The organism is Miniphocaeibacter halophilus (assembly GCF_016458825.1).
GTDB lineage: Bacteria > Bacillota > Clostridia > Tissierellales > Peptoniphilaceae > Miniphocaeibacter > Miniphocaeibacter halophilus.
Window position 1 is genome coordinate 1,764,372 of sequence record NZ_CP066744.1, and the last position, 19,693, is coordinate 1,784,064.

At 29.8% G+C, this 19,693-nt stretch carries 22 protein-coding genes, 1 pseudogene and 1 riboswitch; of the genes and pseudogenes, 20 read left to right on the forward strand and 3 right to left on the reverse strand.

Annotated elements, in window-relative coordinates; all coding sequences use genetic code 11:
- Window positions 1-519: an adenine phosphoribosyltransferase gene (locus JFY71_RS08725; protein WP_243660422.1), complete on the forward strand. Its 519-nt coding sequence runs from the start codon at window positions 1-3 to the stop codon at window positions 517-519.
- Between the two features lie 54 nt (window positions 520-573).
- Here the strand turns inward: JFY71_RS08725 and JFY71_RS08730 are convergent, their stop codons facing one another.
- Window positions 574-2,019, reverse strand: coding sequence for a nicotinate phosphoribosyltransferase (locus JFY71_RS08730; protein ID WP_263457727.1), 1,446 nt, complete (start codon window positions 2,017-2,019; stop codon window positions 574-576).
- Between the two features lie 209 nt (window positions 2,020-2,228).
- On the opposite strand from JFY71_RS08730, the pseudogene JFY71_RS12095 reads away from it, so the two are divergent.
- The 9 genes and pseudogenes from JFY71_RS12095 to metK all read left to right on the forward strand — a co-directional run.
- Window positions 2,229-2,561, forward strand: a pseudogene (locus tag JFY71_RS12095) (heavy-metal-associated domain-containing protein); the annotation flags it as partial.
- A gap of 138 nt (window positions 2,562-2,699) precedes the next feature.
- On the forward strand, window positions 2,700-4,529 hold the full coding sequence (locus JFY71_RS08735; protein ID WP_275955204.1) for a copper-translocating P-type ATPase: 1,830 nt from the start codon (window positions 2,700-2,702) through the stop codon (window positions 4,527-4,529).
- 12 nt (window positions 4,530-4,541) lie between these two features.
- Window positions 4,542-4,745 (forward strand): heavy-metal-associated domain-containing protein, encoded by a 204-nt coding sequence (locus JFY71_RS08740; protein WP_243660423.1) that lies wholly within the window; start codon window positions 4,542-4,544, stop codon window positions 4,743-4,745.
- Entirely contained in the window at window positions 4,745-5,014 is a 270-nt protein-coding gene (locus tag JFY71_RS08745; protein WP_243660424.1) for a metal-sensing transcriptional repressor, read from the forward strand. Before JFY71_RS08740 ends, JFY71_RS08745 begins: the two co-directional genes overlap by 1 nt.
- A gap of 108 nt (window positions 5,015-5,122) precedes the next feature.
- Window positions 5,123-5,602 carry a CarD family transcriptional regulator gene (locus JFY71_RS08750; RefSeq protein ID WP_243660425.1) on the forward strand — a complete coding sequence of 160 codons (480 nt, stop codon included), beginning with the start codon at window positions 5,123-5,125 and terminating at the stop codon, window positions 5,600-5,602.
- 32 nt (window positions 5,603-5,634) lie between these two features.
- Window positions 5,635-6,735, forward strand: coding sequence for a PIN/TRAM domain-containing protein (locus JFY71_RS08755; protein ID WP_243660426.1), 1,101 nt, complete (start codon window positions 5,635-5,637; stop codon window positions 6,733-6,735).
- A 68-nt stretch (window positions 6,736-6,803) separates the two neighbouring features.
- The gene (gene ispD / locus JFY71_RS08760) at window positions 6,804-7,529 is read left to right on the forward strand and encodes a 2-C-methyl-D-erythritol 4-phosphate cytidylyltransferase (protein ID WP_243660427.1); all 726 of its coding nucleotides are present in this window, start codon (window positions 6,804-6,806) and stop codon (window positions 7,527-7,529) included.
- Complete coding sequence (gene ispF, locus JFY71_RS08765; protein WP_243660428.1) at window positions 7,507-7,986, forward strand: 2-C-methyl-D-erythritol 2,4-cyclodiphosphate synthase; 480 nt, start codon at window positions 7,507-7,509, stop codon at window positions 7,984-7,986. Before ispD ends, ispF begins: the two co-directional genes overlap by 23 nt.
- Before the next feature lie 38 nt (window positions 7,987-8,024).
- Window positions 8,025-8,118, forward strand: a riboswitch (SAM riboswitch).
- Between the two features lie 165 nt (window positions 8,119-8,283).
- Complete coding sequence (metK, locus tag JFY71_RS08770) at window positions 8,284-9,474, forward strand: methionine adenosyltransferase (protein ID WP_243660429.1); 1,191 nt, start codon at window positions 8,284-8,286, stop codon at window positions 9,472-9,474.
- 12 nt (window positions 9,475-9,486) lie between these two features.
- Here the strand turns inward: metK and JFY71_RS08775 are convergent, their stop codons facing one another.
- Window positions 9,487-9,702, reverse strand: coding sequence for a (2Fe-2S)-binding protein (locus JFY71_RS08775; RefSeq protein WP_243660430.1), 216 nt, complete (start codon window positions 9,700-9,702; stop codon window positions 9,487-9,489).
- A gap of 277 nt (window positions 9,703-9,979) precedes the next feature.
- On the opposite strand from JFY71_RS08775, the gene mreB reads away from it, so the two are divergent.
- From mreB to JFY71_RS08805, 6 genes are all read left to right on the forward strand, one after another.
- A complete protein-coding gene (gene mreB, locus JFY71_RS08780; protein WP_243660431.1) occupies window positions 9,980-11,041 on the forward strand; it encodes a rod shape-determining protein in 1,062 nt (353 codons plus the stop codon).
- Between the two features lie 91 nt (window positions 11,042-11,132).
- The gene (locus JFY71_RS08785; protein WP_243660432.1) at window positions 11,133-11,678 is read left to right on the forward strand and encodes a rubrerythrin family protein; all 546 of its coding nucleotides are present in this window, start codon (window positions 11,133-11,135) and stop codon (window positions 11,676-11,678) included.
- 63 nt (window positions 11,679-11,741) lie between these two features.
- Complete coding sequence (locus tag JFY71_RS08790; RefSeq protein ID WP_243660433.1) at window positions 11,742-12,002, forward strand: HPr family phosphocarrier protein; 261 nt, start codon at window positions 11,742-11,744, stop codon at window positions 12,000-12,002.
- A 334-nt stretch (window positions 12,003-12,336) separates the two neighbouring features.
- A complete protein-coding gene (locus JFY71_RS08795; protein WP_243660434.1) occupies window positions 12,337-12,537 on the forward strand; it encodes a cold-shock protein in 201 nt (66 codons plus the stop codon).
- 285 nt (window positions 12,538-12,822) lie between these two features.
- Window positions 12,823-13,239, forward strand: a complete 417-nt coding sequence (locus JFY71_RS08800; protein ID WP_243660435.1) for a VOC family protein — start codon at window positions 12,823-12,825, stop codon at window positions 13,237-13,239.
- 287 nt (window positions 13,240-13,526) lie between these two features.
- A complete protein-coding gene (locus tag JFY71_RS08805; protein WP_243660436.1) occupies window positions 13,527-14,879 on the forward strand; it encodes a cell wall-binding repeat-containing protein in 1,353 nt (450 codons plus the stop codon).
- Window positions 14,880-14,961: 82 nt separating this feature from the next.
- Here JFY71_RS08805 and ychF read toward each other — a convergent pair whose 3' ends face one another.
- Window positions 14,962-16,053, reverse strand: a complete 1,092-nt coding sequence (ychF, locus tag JFY71_RS08810) for a redox-regulated ATPase YchF (RefSeq protein ID WP_243660437.1) — start codon at window positions 16,051-16,053, stop codon at window positions 14,962-14,964.
- A 125-nt stretch (window positions 16,054-16,178) separates the two neighbouring features.
- Here ychF and JFY71_RS08815 point away from each other — a divergent pair, with 125 nt between their 5' ends.
- From JFY71_RS08815 to JFY71_RS08830, 4 genes are all read left to right on the forward strand, one after another.
- Window positions 16,179-16,907 (forward strand): glycosyltransferase family protein, encoded by a 729-nt coding sequence (locus tag JFY71_RS08815; RefSeq protein WP_243660438.1) that lies wholly within the window; start codon window positions 16,179-16,181, stop codon window positions 16,905-16,907.
- A gap of 3 nt (window positions 16,908-16,910) precedes the next feature.
- Window positions 16,911-17,111, forward strand: a complete 201-nt coding sequence (locus JFY71_RS08820; RefSeq protein ID WP_243660439.1) for a winged helix-turn-helix domain-containing protein — start codon at window positions 16,911-16,913, stop codon at window positions 17,109-17,111.
- A gap of 12 nt (window positions 17,112-17,123) precedes the next feature.
- Entirely contained in the window at window positions 17,124-17,735 is a 612-nt protein-coding gene (locus tag JFY71_RS08825; protein ID WP_243660440.1) for a nucleotidyltransferase family protein, read from the forward strand.
- Between the two features lie 61 nt (window positions 17,736-17,796).
- On the forward strand, window positions 17,797-19,569 hold the full coding sequence (locus tag JFY71_RS08830) for an aminopeptidase P family protein (RefSeq protein WP_243660441.1): 1,773 nt from the start codon (window positions 17,797-17,799) through the stop codon (window positions 19,567-19,569).
- The last annotated feature ends 124 nt before the right edge of the window (window positions 19,570-19,693 follow it).

Below are 19,693 nucleotides of genomic sequence, written 5' to 3' on the forward strand. Positions count from 1 at the left end.
ATGGATATATCCGATAAGATTAGAATAATAGAAGATTTTCCGAAGAAAGGAATTAGTTTTAAAGATATAACAACCTTAATAAGGGATGGAGAAGCTTTTAAATATGTTATTAATACTATGGCAGACAATCTAAAAGATAAAAATATTAAATATATAGCAGCACCGGAAGCTAGAGGATTTATTTTAGGCTCTGCAGTTGCATATGCTATGGGTGTAGGTTTTATACCAATAAGAAAACCAGGGAAATTGCCAGGAGAAACTATAAGCTACGAGTATGATTTAGAGTACGGAAAAGACGAACTGGTTATGCACACAGATGCTATTGACATAGGGGAAAGGGTCGCTATAGTAGATGACTTACTTGCTACTGGAGGAACTGTTAATGCATTGGCAAAAATAGTTGAAAAGGCAGGTGGAATAGTAGCAGCAATGGAGTTCTTAATAGAATTAGAAGAACTAAATGGAAGAGAATTAAATTCTGAATATGAAATTAATTCCCTTGTAAAATATAATGTTTAAAGATTATTATAAAAAGGCATTTAAACTTTAAAAAGTCTAAATGCCTTTTTTATTTTATCGATTTTGTAAAAGGTCAGTTTTTAAATTCCATAATTTTAAAGATAGGTCAACTACATATAGATGAGGATAATCAAATCTTTTAATTTCATCCCAGAAAGAATTTAGTTCTGTTTTTCGATAGTTGGTAATATCATCTAAAGTTGGTGGATTATATATTAATTTTCCATTTTTAAAAATAGGAAGAAGTAATTTTTTTACAGAGAAATTCTCAATTACTTTTCTTTTCCATGTATGTACTGGATGGAAAATCTCTAAAGGTTTAGTAGTGTCAATTTCTTCGTCAAAGAGACAAACTAAATCAGCTTCAGCTTTTTTTGTTATATTATCATAAATTCTGTATATTTGTTTAAAACCTGGAGTTGTAATTTTTTCTACATTTTCACTGATTTTTATTTTAGGTATTATTTTATTGTTTTTTTCTATTGCTACCAGTTTGTACACCCCTCCAAAAACGGGACTGGATTTAGAAGTAATAAGTCTTTCTCCAACTCCAAAGGAATCTACCTTTGCTCCTTGATTTATTAATGCTTTAATTTTAAATTCATCTAAAGAACTGGAGGCAACTATTTTACAATCCTCATAGCCGGCATCATCAAGCATAATTCTTGATTGTTTAGAAAGGTATGCAATATCTCCACTGTCTAAGCGAATTCCCTTAGGCCTTTTACCCAAAGGTTTTAAAACGTCATTAAAAACCCTTATAGCATTAGGAACTCCTTCCTTAAGAGTATTATATGTATCAACTAATAAAGTTGTATCATCTGGGAAAGTTTCCGCATATGCTTTAAAAGCTTCATATTCATTTTCAAACATCATTACCCAAGAATGAGCCATTGTACCTAAAGCTGGAACATTGAATATTTTATCTGTTAAGGTATTAGAACTACCAATAACACCACCAACATAAGCAGCTCTGGCTCCTAGTGTTGCAGCATCGGCTCCCTGAGCTCTTCTAGCACCAAACTCCATTACAGCTCTCCCATTAGCAGCCCTAACGATTCTATTGGCCTTAGTAGCAATTAAAGTTTGGTGATTAATACACAATAAGGCCATAGTTTCAATTAATTGTGCTTGTACAGCCGGTGCTCTTACCGTTACTAAAGGTTCATTTGGAAAAGCAATTGAGCCTTCAGGCATTGCCCATATGTCTCCTTCAAACTTAAAATCCCTTAAATAGTCTATAAATTTTTCTGAAAATATATTTTTACTTTTAAAATATTCTATATCTGATTCTGAGAATTTTAGATTTTCAATGTAGCTAATTAATTGCTCTAAGCCTGCTAAAATTACAAAGCCTCCATTATCAGGCACATTTCTAAAGTATAGGTCAAAATATGTAATAATATCTTCTTTATTTTTTTCTAAATATCCGTTAGCCATAGTGAATTCATAAAAATCGGCTAACATTCCAAGGTTGTATTCATCTTTCCAATTTAACAAAACTACTCCTCCTTTAGAAGTTACGTTAACTATTATTTATATTATGATTATAAGGGATTTTCTAGAAATATGAAAGAATATATATTTATATTGACAATAGTTATCAATAGTTTTATAATATTTACATACCCATGGGGGGTATACAAATAGGAGGAATTATGAAAAATATAAATATAAAAATAAATGGAATGACCTGACAATCATGCTCCTCTAGGATAGAGAAGGTCTTGTCAAAAATAAAAGGTATATCAGATATTAATGTTAACTCCGTTACCGGTATAGGAACTATGAATATAGATGATGATGTTAATATTGATGAAATTATAGAAAAAATAGAGGCAATAGGTTTTGAAGTTCCGGAAGAAACTATAAAACTAAATATAGAGGGAATGACCTGTGAAGCATGTTCAAAAAGAATAGAGAAGGTTTTGTCAAAACTGCCAATTGAAGAAGCTGTAATCAACTCTTTACAAAATGTAGGTACAGTAAGGTTTAAAAACGGATTTGTAAGTGAAGACGAAATAATAAAAGCCGTAGAAAAAGCTGGCTTTAAAGCAAAGGTTGTAAGCGAAGATGATAATGTTGTAAGTAATGATGAAAAAGAATTAAAGAAATTAAAAAGGGATTTAATTATTTCTGCAATATTTACCATTCCTTTATTTTCTGCAATGTTTTTCCACATGGCAGGTATTCATACTATTTTAAATGAAGGATGGTTTCAACTTATTCTTGCAACACCTGTACAGTTTTTCATAGGTGGAAGGTTTTATAAGGCTGCTTATAATTCAATAAGAGGTGGCGGAGCCAACATGGATGTACTTATAACAATGGGTACTTCAGCTGCCTATTTTTATTCTATTTATCATGTAATAATTGGTTCATCGGAACTTTATTTTGAATCAAGTGCTGTAATTATTACTTTGATTTTATTAGGTAAATATTTTGAAAAAAGAGCCAAGACTAGAACAACAGATGCAATTAATAAACTACTTGAATTACAGGCAAAAACCGCCGTTGTTGAAAGAGATGGAAAGGAAATTGAAATATCTGTAGAAGATGTTGTAATAGGCGATACTATATTAGTAAAACCAGGTGAAAAAATACCTGTTGATGGAACTATTGTTTTTGGAAATACGAATATAGATGAATCCATGATAACAGGGGAATCCATTCCTGTTGAAAAAACAGTTGATGATGAAGTAATAGGTGCAACAATTAATAAAAATGGATTTATAAAATTCAAAGCAACTAAAATTGGTAAAGATACAATGCTGGCACAGATTATTAAGCTAGTAGAAGATGCACAGGGACATAAAGCTCCTGTCCAAAGGCTGGCCGATAAAATATCAGGTATTTTTGTCCCTGCAGTTATAGTAATAGCCTTAATAACTTTTCTTCTAACTTATTTTCTAAAAGGAAGCTTTGACAATGCTATTATGAATGCAGTGGCAGTTTTAGTTATAGCTTGCCCATGTTCTTTAGGCCTAGCAACACCTACAGCAATTATGGTAGGAACAGGAAAAGGTGCAGAATTAGGGATTTTAATTAAATCCGGTGAATATTTAGAAAAAGCCTATGAAATGAATGCAATAGTTTTTGATAAAACAGGAACAATTACAGAAGGTAAACCTGCTGTTGTCGATATAAAAAACTATAATATCATTTCTGAAAATAAGTTGATTTCAATTGCTGCTTCACTGGAAAAAATAAGTGAACATCCTCTAGGAGAAGCTGTAGTGAAATATGCAACAGAAAACAATCATAGTATGGTGGAGGTTGTAGACTTTAATTCCATTACAGGAAAGGGAATTGAGGGTAAAATAGATAATAAAAAATATTATATTGGAAGTAAAAAACTTCTAAATGAAAAAAATATTGTTTATGATGAAAAAGATATTAATGATTTTCAAGAAAAAGGTCAAACACCTTTATTAATTTCCGATGAAGAAAATCTTTTAGGTATTATTTCAGTTGCAGATGAGGTAAAGCCCACATCAAAAGAAGCTATAGACGAACTTGGAGAAATGGGCGTAGATGTTTATATGATTACTGGCGACAGTAAAAGAACGGCAAAGGCAATAGGAAAAAGCATTGGAATTAGAAATATATTGGCTGAGGTTTTACCAAATGAAAAGGCTGAAAAAGTTAAGGCGATAAAAGAAGAGGGAAAAGTAGTTGGTATGGTAGGAGATGGAATAAATGACGCTCCTGCTTTAGTTGAAAGCGATATAGGATTTGCTATTGGAACCGGTACAGATATTGCCATAGAAGCATCGGATATAACTATAATAAATGGTGATTTATGCTCAGTAGTAACCAGTATAAAATTAAGTAAAAGAACTATGCGAACAATAAAACAAAACTTATTCTGGGCCTTTTTCTATAATGCAATAGGAATACCAATTGCTGCACTTGGATTTTTAGATCCGATGATAGCAGGAGCAGCAATGGCATTTAGTTCTGTTTCAGTAGTTTCTAATTCATTAAGACTTAAAAATTTTAAAAAATAAAAGGAGAATAAAATGAAAAAATTAATAGTAAGCGGAATGACTTGTTCCCACTGTGAAAAATCAGTAAAGGAAGCTTTGGGGAATTTAAAGGGAGTTAAAAATGTAAATGTGGATTTAAACACTAAAGTTGTTACAGTAGAAGGGGATAACCTAGAGGATACTGTATTAAAAGATGCAGTTGAGAGTATAGGTTTTGATGTAGATAGTATAGAATAATGAAAGAGGGAAAAGCTAAGGCGTTAAAAAAACTAAAAATAGTTAGAGGTCAAATGGATGGAGTAATTAGAATGTTGGAAGAAGACCGCTATTGTGTAGATATTTCAACTCAACTACTTGCCATAATTGGTCAAATTAGAAAAGCTAATACCGATATTTTAGCAGATCATTTAAAAACCTGCGTTACAGATGCAATAAAAAACGATGAAAGTGATCGTGATGAAAAAATAAATGAAATAGTAAATATAATAGATAAATATGTAAAGTAAGACCTAGGTCTTACTTTTTTACTTGACAATGTTTTGAGTTGTGATATAATTTAACTTTTGTTTACCATTTTTGAAATATGTTATATAATGTTATTGTGAGGTGAAAATATGTTTGATATAGGTGATAAGATTGTTTATCCTATGCATGGTGCAGGTGTAATTATAGAAAAGGAAAAAAAAGATATTTTAGGTATTGAAAAAGAATACTTTATTTTGAAGATGCCAGTTGGAGATATGAAAATTTCAATTCCTATTGATAAAATTAATGAAGTTGGTATTAGAAATATTGTAGATAACGATGTTGTTGAGGATATATTTGAAATACTATCAGAAGATCAAGGAGAAATAATATCAAATTGGAATCAAAGATACAAAGATAATCTGGAAAAATTAAGAACTGGTGATTTATATGAAATATCTAAAGTTTTTCGAGATTTGTATATATTGGATAGTGAAAAAGGACTTTCCATGGCTGAAAAAAAGATATTGAACACTTCAAAGAAAATGTTGATTTCAGAAATTTCCGTTGTTGAAGATGAATTAGCCTCCGAAGTAGAGTACAAAATTATAAGCTCTATTAAATTATAATATATTATTATATTTAATAAGGAGGTGAAAAAATGGCGAAAAAAGTGTTTAATATTTTTATGATTTTATTAGGTGGAATTTGTGGTTTTACAGTTGTTTATTTACTAGATAAAGTACAATTACTAAGTAGCTTTGAAGGAGTTGTTAAAACTGTAATCTATGTTATTGGCATTATTCTATTTTCTATTATATTTTATTTGATTTTTCCCAAAATCATAAAAGGAATTGATAAGTCGACTAAAAATGTTGAGTCGGAAATAGCTAAATTACCTATTAGCGAAGTTTTACTTGGAGTAGTTGGAATGATAATTGGGCTTATAGTAGCATTACTGGTTTCCTATCCATTACTACAGTTAGAACTGCCCTATGTAGGTAATATTCCTATGGTAATATTGTCTATAATCATATTTATTTCCCTAGGTTATTTAGGTTTAAGAGTTGGACGCACTAATAAAAGTGATTTAAATAATACTTTTCAAAAAATGAGAATATCCAAGGATAAGGTCAGTAAAAAAACAATTAATGAATCAATAAAAATTCTTGATACTTCAGTGATTATTGATGGTAGAATTAAGGATATAATTGAAGCAGGATTTATAGAAGGAAAAATTATTGTTCCTATTTTTGTTCTTGAGGAGCTACAACATATAGCAGATTCAGACAATGACTTAAGAAGACAAAAAGGAAGAAGAGGCTTAGATATTTTAAAGCTGATTCAAAATATTACCAGTACTGAAGTAGAAATTTCTCAAAAAAGATATTCGGATATTGAGGAAGTCGATTCGAAAATATTACAATTAGCTAAGGAATTAAAGGGAAAAGTAATTACGAATGATTACAATTTAAATAAGGTAGCAACAGTTAGGGATATTGAAGTTTTAAATATTAATGAACTGGCTAATGCGATGAAACCAATAGTAATACCGGGAGAACAAATGACTGTTACAATTCTAAAAGATGGCAAAGAAGCCAATCAAGGGCTAGCTTATTTAGAAGATGGTACTATGATTGTAATTGAAGATGGAAAAAACTATATAGGAAAAACAGTAGAGACAACTGTTACTTCCGTTTTACAAACTGCAGCAGGAAAAATGATATTTGTAAGAATTAATTTAAATAATGGCAAAAAGTAGTTATATTTAATATAGCTACTTTTTTTATTGGAAAGATTTTATATGATATAATTTTTAATATGGACAAGATGAATGAAGACATTAAAAAAATAAAAATTTCAGCTATTATAACTGCAGCTGGAAGTGGATCTAGAATGGCCTCTAAGATACCAAAACAATTTTTAAAAATTAATGGAGTTTCAATAATAGAACGAACTATTAGAAAATTCTTCAGTATTGATATTATTGATGAAATAATAGTTATTGTTAGAAAAGAAGAATTGGATTTTTATGATAAGCTAACAAAAAAATATAATAAAAAAATAAAAATTGCTATAGGAGGAAATACAAGAGAAAAATCTACATATAATGGATTATTAAAAACTGACGCCAATAGTGATATTATTATTTGTCATGATGGTGTACGCCCTTTTGTTACAAAAGAAATTATATTAGAAGCAGTAAAAAACATGAAGGATTATAATGCTGTAATAGTAGGTGTACCTGTAAAGGATACAATAAAAAGCATAAGAGAAGATAAAACAATAGCCTTTACACCGGCAAGAAAATATTTGTATCAGGCCCAGACTCCACAAGTATTTAAAAGAGATGTAATTTTAGACGCCTATAAAAAATGCTTTACTGAAGATATTCAGGTAACTGATGATTCATCCTTAATGGAAATCATAGGAGAAAAAGTAAAAATAATAGATGGAAGTTATTCAAATATAAAAATTACAACAAAAGAAGATTTAGTTTTTGGAGAGATAATAGCAAAATCGGAGGACGAACTTGAGAATAGGAATAGGATATGATGTCCATAAGCTAGTAGAAAATAGAAGGTTAATATTAGGTGGAATAGAAATAGACTACCATTTAGGACTATTAGGACATTCAGATGCAGATGTTTGCATACATGCAATAATGGATGCAATATTAGGAGCTTTAGCTTTAGGGGATATTGGGAAATTATTTCCCGATAATGATATGAAGTATAAGGATATTGACTCTAAAGTTCTATTAAAAAAAGTACATAATATTATGATTGAAAAAGGATATAAAATAGGAAATATAGATACGGTTATAACAGCACAAGAACCTAAACTAGCACCGTATATAGACAATATGAGAAAGACTATATCGGAAATATTGAACACAGAAATAACAAATATTTCAATAAAAGCGACAACAACAGAAAAACTGGGCTTTGAAGGTAGAGGAGAGGGAATTTCAACCTATGCTCTTGTGTTGTTAGACAAAATAGTTGACTAAAGAAATTTTTAGTGTTAGCATATAAGAAAATATAATATACCTTATTGAGAGTGGTGGAGGGACTGGCCCTAAGAAACCCAGCAACCTATTTAATTAGGTGCTAAATCCTGCAGATTGTCTGAAAAATAAGTTTAATGACCTTGCTTTTCGGCAAGGTTTTTTTATGGTTAATAATAGTTGATTATTTAAAAGACAAAATAATATTAATTATAATAAGCTTAATTTTTAAACTAAATAATAAAGGTAAAGTATACTGTATTAGAAAACAATAAATGGGAAAATATTTTAGGAGGAAAAATGAAAAGAAAATTATTTACATCAGAATCAGTTACAGAAGGCCATCCAGATAAAATTTGTGATCAAATTTCTGATGCTATATTAGATGAAATAATAAAGGATGATAAATATGCTAGAGTTGCATGTGAATGTGTAACAACTACAGGAACGGTTTTTGTAATGGGAGAAATAACAACATCTTCCTATGTTGACATTCAAAAAATAGTTAGGGAAACAGTAAGGGAAATAGGTTATGACAGGGGTAAATATGGTTTCGATTGTGATACCTGTGCTGTTTTAACTTCAATAAACGAACAATCTAAAGATATTGCTTTAGGAGTAGATGCTTCTTTAGAATATAAAGAAGGAGATAGTGACAAATATGATGAAATAGGAGCAGGGGACCAAGGAATGGTATTTGGCTATGCTTGTAATGAAACAGAGGAATATATGCCTTTACCAATTAGTCTAGCTCATAAATTAACAAGAAAATTAACAGAATTAAGAAAATCAAAAACATTGGATTACTTAAGACCCGATGGAAAATCACAAGTAACAGTTGAATACATTGATGACAAACCTGTAAGAGTAGATGCTATAGTAGTTTCAACACAACATGACCCAAATGTAACAACAGAAAAGTTAAGGGAAGATATAAAAAATAAATTAATCTTAGAAGTTATACCTAAAGAATTAATAGATGAAAATACAAGAATTTATATTAATCCAACAGGTAGATTTGAAATTGGTGGTCCTATGGGGGACTCCGGATTAACAGGAAGAAAAATTATTGTAGATACCTATGGTGGATTTGCAAGACATGGAGGAGGAGCCTTTTCAGGAAAGGACCCTACAAAAGTAGATCGTTCCGGTGCATATATGGCAAGGTATATTGCTAAAAATCTTGTAGCTGCAGGACTAGCAGATAGGGCTGAAGTTGGAATATCTTATGCAATAGGAGTAGCAAAACCAGTTTCAATATATGTAGACACTTTTGGAACAGGGAAAATTAGCGAAGAAAGATTATCGGAAATTGTAGATGAATACTTTGACACCAGACCTGCTGCTATTATTGATATATTGGATTTAAGAAGACCGATTTACAAACAAACAGCAGCTTATGGACATTTTGGAAGAGATGATTTAGATTTATCTTGGGAAAAATTAGATAAGGTTGAAGAATTAAAAAAAAGAATTAAAATAAATAAGTAGGCTAAGGCCTACTTATTTATTTTCCCAAAAATCATCAATTAGATTTTGAATTGGTTCTGTACAATTTTTACCATTACAATAGCCGGAACCTGCACCGGTTTTTTTACGTATAGTTTCAATATTATCATAGCCCTTTTCAATAGCTTGCTTAATTTTATATTTTGATATGGATTTACAAGTACAAATTTTTGTTAATTTATCCATAATTATATTTTCTTTATCGTCCATAAAATCTCCTAAATTATTTTTATAGATTATATATTAACATAATTATAAATTATTAAAAAGTCTAAGATTATTAAAGGATAAAAATAAATATTTTCATAAAAAACTAAAATAACGATAATTTATGTATTTATATATTTATTTGTAATATAATCTTAGTATGTAAACATATGAAATTGATTATACAAGAAAATATTCCTATGTATATTTTTATAAATAATAGTCAGAAATTGCTTATTTATGTTATATTAAGTAATAGATATGGAGAGGAAGAAATACAATGGCTAATTTAAGAAGAAGCATAGCAATAGATTTAGGGACGGCTTCAGTATTGGTATATATGCGTGGCAAAGGGGTTATTATTAATGAACCTTCTGTAGTTGCTATGGACAGTTATACCGGAAAGGTACTTTCAGTAGGTAAAGAGGCAAAAAAAATGCTAGGCAGAACACCTGGGAACATTATTGCAACTAGACCTATGAAAGACGGCGTTATTGCAGATTTTAATACAACTGAAAAAATGTTGTCATATTTTATAGAAAAGGCTTTAGGAAAGTCATTTATTAAACCAAATGTTGTTATATGTGTTCCAAGTGAAATTACTCAAGTTCAAAGAAGGGCTGTAATACAAGCTAGTAAATTTGCAGGAGCCTATAAAACATATTTAATTGAGGAACCGTTAGCAGCGGCAATTGGTGCTGGAGTAGACATTGGAGATGCCGGTGGAAATATGATTATAGACATTGGTGGAGGGACTACAGATGTGGCTGTAATAGCCTTAGGTGGAATAATAATTAATAGGTCCATTCCAATAGCAGGAGACGAATGTGATAAGGCTATTTCCAATTATATTAAGAAAAAATACAATATGATTATTGGAGAAAGAACTGCAGAAGATATAAAAATAAACATTGCTACTGCAAATTTAAAAGACGATAATGATCTTTTTGAAGTAAGAGGAAGAAATTTAATAAATGGACTTCCAATGCATGTTTTTGTTACGGCGTCAGATATTTCAGAGGCTTTGGAAAAACCGCTTGCACAAATTGTAGATACAGTTCATAGCGTTCTTGAACAAACACCACCGGAACTTGCAGCAGATTTATTTGAAAGAGGAGCTATTATGACAGGTGGTAGTAGTTTAATTTCCGGACTTGATAAAAAAATTCAAGAAAAAATAGGAATAAAGGTTCAAGTAGCAGAAGGACCTGTTACGGCAGTTGTTAGAGGAACTGGAAAAGCTTTAAATTGGATAGATAAATTAGATTCCAGTGAAATGGGAGAAGAAAGTAGCAGAAAAAAAGCAATAGAAGAAAGAATGAAAAACAATTTCAACTATTAACTGTAATGAGTTCAAAAATATATTCATACCATAGACTCGGTTTAAAAAATATGTTATTATAGTTAATGTATAAACAAGGGGGGTAATTTTTATGAAAGATATGACACAAGCAAATTTACGTTCAGCTTATGGTGGAGAATCACAAGCTAGAAACAGATATGACATTTGGGGAGAATGTGCAGGAAAAGACGGTTATCCAAATGTAGAAAGACTTTTCCATTGTACAGCTGATGCAGAAAAAATACATGCAGGTTTACATTTTAAAGCAATGAAAGATGTAAAGGGAGACTTTTTAGTTGCAAGCATGGCAGGTTTTGGAATTGGAACTACTTCTGAAAACTTAGAAGCTGCTAGAGGTGGAGAAATTTTTGAATATACAGAAATGTATCCAGCATATATAGCTGTAGCAGAAATGCAAGAAGAAAAAGAAGCTGTTAGAGCTATGAGATTTGCAATTGAAGCAGAAAAAGTTCATGCAGTATTATTTGGTAAAGCTAAAGAAGCAGTTGACCAAGCAAAAGACTTAGATGCAGAAAAGATTTTATTATGCCCAATATGTGGTTTTATAAGCATAACTGGTGAAGAAGAAAAATGTCCAATTTGTGGAGCATTATCTTCAAAATTTGTAGCATATTAATCTTAAATAGAATTGGAATGCTCTTACTGAGCATTCCAATTTAGAATATTGGAGGATGGTTTTATGGTTGAGGAAAAGGTTATTATAGTAAATGATGAGGGTTTACACGCTAGACCAGCAGCAAGATACTTGCAGGAAGCTATTAAATATCAATGCGATATAACTTTAATTAAAGATAATGTTGAATACGACGGGAAAAGTATTTTGTCGATACTTAGCATGGGGGCCTTTAAAGGCTCAGAGATTACTATTAGATGTAATGGTGATGATGAAAAGGCTGCTTTGGAAAATTTAAAAGATTTTATTGAAAATGAATTACATTAGTACATATTTGCTAGAAAAAATTACATATTTAAATTAGACAAAATTTATATTTCAAGGGTGATTTTGTCTTCTTTTGATGCTTTAAATTATTATCAATAAGTATCTTATTTAATAAGAGAGTTAAGCTCTCTATTTTTTTGTCTAAAATAATAATATATATTTGCTTATTAATATTAAATTAGTCTTATAAGGATAATTATTAAGTAATAGTTGTATTGGAGATTTATATGTGTTATACTTAATGAGTAATTCTTATGAAACCTAAAGTTGTGAGTATTTAAATACCCCTTTATAAGTTTATGATTGTTACAATATTTTAAAAGGAGGTATTTTTATGAACACAGGTACAGTTAAATGGTTTAATTCTGAAAAAGGTTTTGGATTTATATCCCAAGACAATGGTGACGATGTTTTTGCACATTTTTCACAAATTCAAGGAGATGGATTCAAAACACTAGACGAAGGTCAAGAAGTTACTTTCGATACTGAAAAATCAGCTCGTGGATTACAAGCTACTAATATTAACAAAATATAAGTTAAGCATGTAATAGTAAACTATAATATTAAAAGAGATAGGATAAAATCCTAGCTCTTTTTTTGTGTTTTATAGAGGAAATAGTTGACAAGTGATAGATACTATAGTTGTGGTAAATATACTAAAACAGTAGTCTATTAATTAAAAAAGAAAAATAATCAGGATAAAGTAAAAGTGGAATAATAGAACTAGATAAATATAAGGCAGAGTAAAATTTACATGCTTTTTACGATTAGGATAGACTATAATATATTAAACCACTAATTAGTTGATTGGAGATATAAAATGAAACTGGGAACTACTTATATACGTGTAAAAAATATTGAAAAATCCTTAAGTTTTTATAAAACATTACTTCAAAAAGAACCAATCTTTATGAATAATAATAGATGGATAACTTTTCAAAGTGGAAATAGTTTTTCGATTTACAACATAAATTATGATGAAGAATTATTAAAAAAGGGTTTATTGAATGCAAATGAAGAATATATAAATATATTTAAAGAAGAAAGTAAACTAACAGGAAACAATATAATGGTTTTAAATTTTGAAGTTGATAATCTAAAAGATGAATATGAAAGATTGAAAAAAGAAAACATTGGTGAATTATTAGAAATTTTATATCTTAATGTACATAGTTTATATAGATACTTTAATATAAAAGATCCTGATGGTAACACTATAGAAATTTGCGAGAAGTGATTTATAAAAAAGGTGGATTAATTTTCTGCTTCCTATTTTTTATTTTAATAACTTATTTTCTACATAAAAAGTTACTAATTTAATCTAACAACTTATCTAAGTGGTAAAAAATCGCTAACCACCAAAATAAGCCATATGTTAGCATCTCTTTCCAAGATGTTTCTTAATACGAAGATTTTAAAAGGAAAGGATATTATCGATATTTATTTTAAATAAATAATTTAAATAATAATATTTCAAGAAAAGGGTATTAATTATATTAAATATATTAACAGGAGGGAAAATGTATGAAAAATTTATTAAGGAAATTTATATCATTTTCAATAATAGGAGTTTTAAATATCTTAGTATTGGTGAATATATCTTATGCATCCTCTAATTTACATTTAGAAGGAAGAGATAGATTTGAAACTAATATGAAAATAGTAGATGAAGCGGTAAGATTAGGTGCTAATACAGAAACAGTAGTAGTAGCAGCGGGTTATAGTTTCCCGGATGCATTAAGTGCAGGTAACTTAACCTATAAATATAATTATCCATTAATCTTAGAGGATGCTAGGCTAGAACAAAAAGTAGCCAGGTATAATCCAACTAATGTTATTGTAGTAGGTGGACAGAATACAGTAGTGAAGAATAGGTCTTTAGAACAAAGACTAAGAGCTAGATATAACTTTACAAGATTATCAGGTACTAATAGATATAGAACAAGTGACGAAGTAATAAAATATATAGAGAATAGAAATAATCAAATATATTATGGAGATGTAGGGGTAAGAGGTAATGATTTTCCAGATGCTTTATCTGCAGTACCATTTGCAATAAAACATGGTAGTTTGGTAAGATTATCTGATAATGCAGCTAATAATTTTGACATAACCGTAGGTGGTGGAGTATTAGGAAATACAAAACGTAATGTATCAGGTAGGGATAGATACGTTACAAGTCAAAAAGTTGTAGAAGAGTTTAATACAGATAAATTAATAGTAGTAAAAGGGAATGACTACCCAGATGCATTAGCAGCAAGTACTTTAGCAGGTGTGTTACGTGCAAATATTTTACTAGTAAATACAAATGGATTAACAAATGAGGATATAAGATTAATAAATACGGCGGAAGAAGTAATTTATGTAGGTGGAGGAGTACCAATTTATAATGGTGGTGGAACAACACCAACAGATCCAACGGAACCAGAGGAACCAGATAATCCAACTAATCCAACACAACCAGAAGATCTAGAACCAGAAGTTCCAACAGGGCCAACTGAGGCAGATTATGAAAGAATGAATAAAAAAATGTTTAGGTTAGTAAATGAGGTTAGAGCAGAAAAAGGGCTGTATCTATTAGAGTGGACAGATGCTTTAAATGATGCAGCACAAATAAGAGCAGAGGAAGCTAGTGAGTATCCAGGTCATATTAGACCAGATGGTAGTAGATGGGTTACTGTTTTTGAAGGAACAGGGTTATTACCAGCAGGAGAAAATTTAGCAGCAAGTCATACACCAGAAGAAGCTATGGATAGTTTGATGGGTTCTGCGGGACATAAGTCTAATATATTGACAGAAACAGCAACTAAAATAAATATAGGATCACATATAAGACCAGATGGTTATATTGAATTTGTACAGTTATTTGCATATTAAACTATAATTTGTAAAAATAAAAGAAAATTAAGAAAAAGGCTAGCTACTAACATTTGTTGATATCTAGCCTTTTATAAAAATTCTATACATTAAATCTAAAATGGACCACATCTCCATCTTGCATTATATAGTCTTTTCCCTCTAGTCTTACCAGTCCTTTTTCTCTTGCAGCGTTCATATTTCCTAATTCAACTAAATCATCATAGCTAACAATTTCAGCTCTAATAAATCCTCTTGAAATATCGGTATGGATTTTACCGGCAGCATCTACAGCTTTTGTTCCTTTTTTTATTGTCCAAGCTCTAGTTTCTTGTTCTCCTGTAGTTAAAAAGCTCATTAGTCCAAGTAATGAATAGCTGGCTTTTATTAATGTATTAACACCGGATTCTTCTAATCCCATAGCTTCAATAAATTCTTTTTTCTCGTCATCTTCCAGTTCTGAAATCTCTTGCTCAATTTGTGCAGAAATAGCAACTACTTCAGCATTTTCAGCTGCAGCAAATTCTTTGATTTGTTTTACAAATTCATTTGAATCGGCATTGGCAACTTCTTCTTCGGAAACATTTGCAACATAAATTATTGGTTTATCACTTAACAGATTAAAATTTTTTAAAAGTTTTTTCTCGTCATCATTTAAATCTAAAACTCTTGCAGATTTTCCTTCTTCTAATACTGTTAATAATTTTTCCAATAAATCTACTTCTTCTTGCAAATCCTTATTTCCCTTTAATGCTCTTCTAGATTTATCAAGTCTTTTCTCTACCATTTCCATATCGGAAAAAATAAGTTCTAAGTTAATTGTTTCTATGTCTCGCAATGGGTCAATATTACCGTCTACATGGACAATATTCTCATCTTGAAAACATCTTAAAACTTCTACTATTGCATCTACTTCTCTTATGTTAGCAAGGAATTTATTTCCCAGTCCTTCACCTTTACTAGCTCCTTTTACAAGTCCAGCTATATCGTAAAATTCTATATTTGCAGGTATAAGCTTTTTTGAACCACTAATTGCAGATAATTTTGCAAGTCTTTCATCTGGAACATTTACTATTCCTATATTTGGATCTATTGTACAAAATGGATAATTAGCAGATTCTGCTCCTGCTTTTGTTATTGCGTTAAATAGAGTACTTTTACCTACATTTGGTAAACCTACAATACCTAATTTCATTTAATCACTCTTTCTTAATATTAATTATTACAAAACCCTTATAAATTCTACCATAGGGGATATTTATTGTAAATAATTATAATAACTTATGGTAAAATAAAAACTAGATACGGAGGAATGAAACGATGCAAAAAATTGGTGGAATTATTGTTGTAGGAAATGAAAACGATTCTGGAAAGTCAATTGATCCATTATCTGTTATTGGTTCAATATCACTAATAAAAAGAGAGGTACTTACTTTCCAACAGGCTGAAGTGTATCCTAAAATAATAGTATTAGGTGAAGAAAATTATGATTTAGAGCGTCATCTTTGGGATTATGATGTAATATTTTTACATAATAAAAATAATGTACAACCTACAATGATAAATTTAGTTAAAATTGGTTTAGATTATCTATACAATAAAGTTGACAGAGTATTGGTTACTCCTGTTTCCGTTCCTATGTTTAAATTTAAAACCCTATTAGAATTAATTACAATAGAAGGTGACATTGTTTCACCTTCTTTTAAAAGGAAAAGCGGTCATCCTATTTTATTGGATAAAAATATATTTGATATTTTTCTTAATTCTACTTTAAGTATGAGAGAAACGGTAAGAAGTTTAAAAGACAGAAGAAGGTTTTTAAATGTAAAAGATAAGGGAATAATACATAGTATTGATGAAATGGAGTCGGTTTCAGAACTTGTGGCAATACATAACACGCAAATTTTACATCCCTTTTTAAGGATTAATATTGAAAAAGAAGCATTGTTTTTTGATTCAAGAACAAAATTGTTATTTCAATTAATAAATGAAGTTGGATCGGTAAAACAAGCCTGTAATCATATGGCTTTGTCCTATAGTAAGGCATAGAATATGATAAAAGTTGTTGAAGATGCTTTAGGTTTTGAGGTTGTAAAAAGACGTCATGGCGGAAAACAAGGTGGAAATAGCATTTTAACGGAAGAAGGCAAAGACTATTTAGATAAATATATGGAATTTGATACAGAAGTAAGAAGATTTGCAAATAAAAAATTCAATGAAATATTTGTTGGAAATAAAAAATTGGAAGATTAAGAGGCGGCAACTATGAAAAGAATATACAAGGGATTAATATTAGCAGCAGGACTTTCATCTAGAATGGGAGAAAATAAATTATTGATGGATTTAAGGGGAAAACCATTAATTTTTCACACTATAGATAATATGCTTAATGGAGGAGTAGACGAAATTACAATAGTACTTGGTAATAAGGCTGAAGAAATCCGTGAAGTATTAGCAAGTAAATACGGTGACAAATTAAGATTTGTATTTAATGAAAATTATAAAAATTTAGAAATGATAGATTCCATAAAAGAGGGAATTAGCAATATAGGCAGTTGTTATGGGGTATTTTTAATTCCAGGTGATATGCCGGCTATTTCAGAGAAAAGTTATAAAACTATTATTGAAAAGGATAATGAACATAATCTAGTGGTTTTTCCCCTATATAAACAATATAGGAAACATCCTCCTCTTATTAAAAGCGATTGTATACCATTAATTCTAAATTATGAGGGAGATAATGGCCTTAGAGGTTTTTGGAGCTACATAGAAAATAGTATTCAATGTGTACAAGTTGATGATGAAGGTGCGAATTTAGATGTTGATACACCTGAGGATTTAAATGTATTATTGGATTATTTAATGACAGATAAATAGCAATAAATTGTAAATGTTATGATATAATTACATTGATAATTAAAAAACAGAGAGGAGAAATATGGTTAAAGATAGATTAAAGGATTTAAGAGATTTAATGCTTAAATATAATATAGATGCTTATATTGTACCTACATCAGATCCACATCAATCTGAGTATATTGCCGACTATTATAAAACTAGAAAATATATATCCGGTTTTACCGGTTCAGCAGGAACTTTTGTTATTACCAATAACAAGGCGGGACTATGGACAGATGGAAGGTATTTCATTCAAGCAACAAAAGAACTTGACGGTTCAGGAATTGACTTGTATAAAATGGGAGTAGAAGGAACTCCTACAATTATAGAATTTTTAAATAGTGAAGTAGAAGAAAATGGTATTGTAGCTTTTGATGGAGAAACCTATAGTTATTCAGCTTATTTAGATTTAAAGAAAGGTTTAAAAAACAAAAAAATCCTTTCAGATAGGGATTTAATTGGTGAAATATGGAAAAACAGACCTAGTAAACCAATGGATAAAATCTTCCTACATGATGTTAACTATGCTGGTATAACAGCCAAAGAAAAGATAGCTAAAGTTAAAGATTTTATGGAAAAAAACAATATAGATTATTATTTACTTTCCAGTTTAGATGATATAAGTTATTTATTAAATATAAGGGGTTTAGATGTAGATTACAACCCTGTTATTATATCCTATGTATTAATTAATAAGGATAAAACTACCCTTTTTGTAGATCTTAAAAAGGTTGATAAAAATATAATTGAAAACTTAAAATTAAATGGAGTTGAAGTAGATGAGTATGAAATTATATTTGAAGAACTTAAAAATTTGAATTCTACAAAAACCATATATTTTAATCCAAGTAGAGTTAATGTAAAATTATTTAATTCTCTGCCGGAAAACATTAATAAAAAAACAGGAATTGATTTTACAACTAATATGAAGGCTGTAAAAAATACCATAGAAATAAAAAATCAAAGAAATGCATATATAAAGGATGGTGTTGCCCTTGTAAAATTCTTAAATTGGGTAGAAGAAAATGTTTCTAGTAATAACGAAATTACAGAAATGGACTGCTCAAGAAGATTATTAGAATTTAGAAAGGAACAGGAATTATTTATTGAACCTAGCTTTGAAACAATATCAGCTTATGGTGAAAATGCAGCTCTTCCACATTATTCTCCAAGTGACAGAAGTCCTGTATATTTAAGAAGTAAAGGGCTATACTTGGTAGATAGTGGAGGGCAATATCTTGACGGTACCACAGACATAACTAGGACTATTGCTTTAGGTGATGTAACAGAAGAAGAGAGTTTACATTATACTTTAACATTAAAATCACATATTCGTCTTATGCTAGCAATATTTAAAAAGGGAACTAAGAGTTCTGCATTGGATATTATTGCAAGACAACCTTTATGGGAAAAGGGTATAGATTTTAATCATGGGACTGGTCATGGAGTAGGATATTTTTTAGCTTGTCATGAAGGTCCGCAAAATATTTCACCTAGAAGTAATAATATAAACATGGTTCCTGGAATGATTACATCAAATGAACCTGGAGTTTATATTGAAGGTAGTCATGGTATTAGAATCGAAAATATAATGCTATGTATTGATAAATTCCAAACAAACTTTGGAGAATTTTACGGTTTTGAATCTTTATCATTATGTCCTATAGATACAAAACCTGTAATTAAAGAACTTTTAACAAGTGAAGAAATACAATGGCTAAACGAATATCACAATAGATGTTATGAAGAATTATCAAAATATTTAAACGGTGAAGAATTAGAATATTTAAAAGAAAAAACAAAAGTTATATAGGAAATATTATGAAAATTGTAATATAAATTAGTAAGGCAGCAGTATTATAACAAGACATGTTTTTCTTGTTTTAAAGCAGACTAATAATGTTTAATATATTAGAAAATACTTTGGTTTTAATATT

Excerpts from the sequence above, each read along its gene's own strand:
- JFY71_RS08790 (WP_243660433.1), top strand. The coding sequence starts at position 11,742 with ATGGTTGAGGAAAAGGTTATTATAGTAAATGATGAGGGTTTACACGCT.
- ychF (WP_243660437.1), bottom strand. The coding sequence starts at position 16,053 with ATGAAATTAGGTATTGTAGGTTTACCAAATGTAGGTAAAAGTACTCTA.
- JFY71_RS08820 (WP_243660439.1), top strand. The coding sequence starts at position 16,911 with ATGATAAAAGTTGTTGAAGATGCTTTAGGTTTTGAGGTTGTAAAAAGA.
- JFY71_RS08805 (WP_243660436.1), top strand. The coding sequence starts at position 13,527 with ATGAAAAATTTATTAAGGAAATTTATATCATTTTCAATAATAGGAGTT.
- JFY71_RS08815 (WP_243660438.1), top strand. The coding sequence starts at position 16,179 with ATGCAAAAAATTGGTGGAATTATTGTTGTAGGAAATGAAAACGATTCT.
- JFY71_RS08775 (WP_243660430.1), bottom strand. The coding sequence starts at position 9,702 with ATGGACGATAAAGAAAATATAATTATGGATAAATTAACAAAAATTTGT.
- JFY71_RS08825 (WP_243660440.1), top strand. The coding sequence starts at position 17,124 with ATGAAAAGAATATACAAGGGATTAATATTAGCAGCAGGACTTTCATCT.
- JFY71_RS08830 (WP_243660441.1), top strand. The coding sequence starts at position 17,797 with ATGGTTAAAGATAGATTAAAGGATTTAAGAGATTTAATGCTTAAATAT.
- JFY71_RS08740 (WP_243660423.1), top strand. The coding sequence starts at position 4,542 with ATGAAAAAATTAATAGTAAGCGGAATGACTTGTTCCCACTGTGAAAAA.
- mreB (WP_243660431.1), top strand. The coding sequence starts at position 9,980 with ATGGCTAATTTAAGAAGAAGCATAGCAATAGATTTAGGGACGGCTTCA.
- JFY71_RS08785 (WP_243660432.1), top strand. The coding sequence starts at position 11,133 with ATGAAAGATATGACACAAGCAAATTTACGTTCAGCTTATGGTGGAGAA.
- JFY71_RS08750 (WP_243660425.1), top strand. The coding sequence starts at position 5,123 with ATGTTTGATATAGGTGATAAGATTGTTTATCCTATGCATGGTGCAGGT.
- JFY71_RS08755 (WP_243660426.1), top strand. The coding sequence starts at position 5,635 with ATGGCGAAAAAAGTGTTTAATATTTTTATGATTTTATTAGGTGGAATT.
- JFY71_RS08735 (WP_275955204.1), top strand. The coding sequence starts at position 2,700 with ATGGCAGGTATTCATACTATTTTAAATGAAGGATGGTTTCAACTTATT.
- JFY71_RS08745 (WP_243660424.1), top strand. The coding sequence starts at position 4,745 with ATGAAAGAGGGAAAAGCTAAGGCGTTAAAAAAACTAAAAATAGTTAGA.
- ispD (WP_243660427.1), top strand. The coding sequence starts at position 6,804 with ATGAATGAAGACATTAAAAAAATAAAAATTTCAGCTATTATAACTGCA.
- metK (WP_243660429.1), top strand. The coding sequence starts at position 8,284 with ATGAAAAGAAAATTATTTACATCAGAATCAGTTACAGAAGGCCATCCA.
- JFY71_RS08800 (WP_243660435.1), top strand. The coding sequence starts at position 12,823 with ATGAAACTGGGAACTACTTATATACGTGTAAAAAATATTGAAAAATCC.
- JFY71_RS08725 (WP_243660422.1), top strand. The coding sequence starts at position 1 with ATGGATATATCCGATAAGATTAGAATAATAGAAGATTTTCCGAAGAAA.
- JFY71_RS08795 (WP_243660434.1), top strand. The coding sequence starts at position 12,337 with ATGAACACAGGTACAGTTAAATGGTTTAATTCTGAAAAAGGTTTTGGA.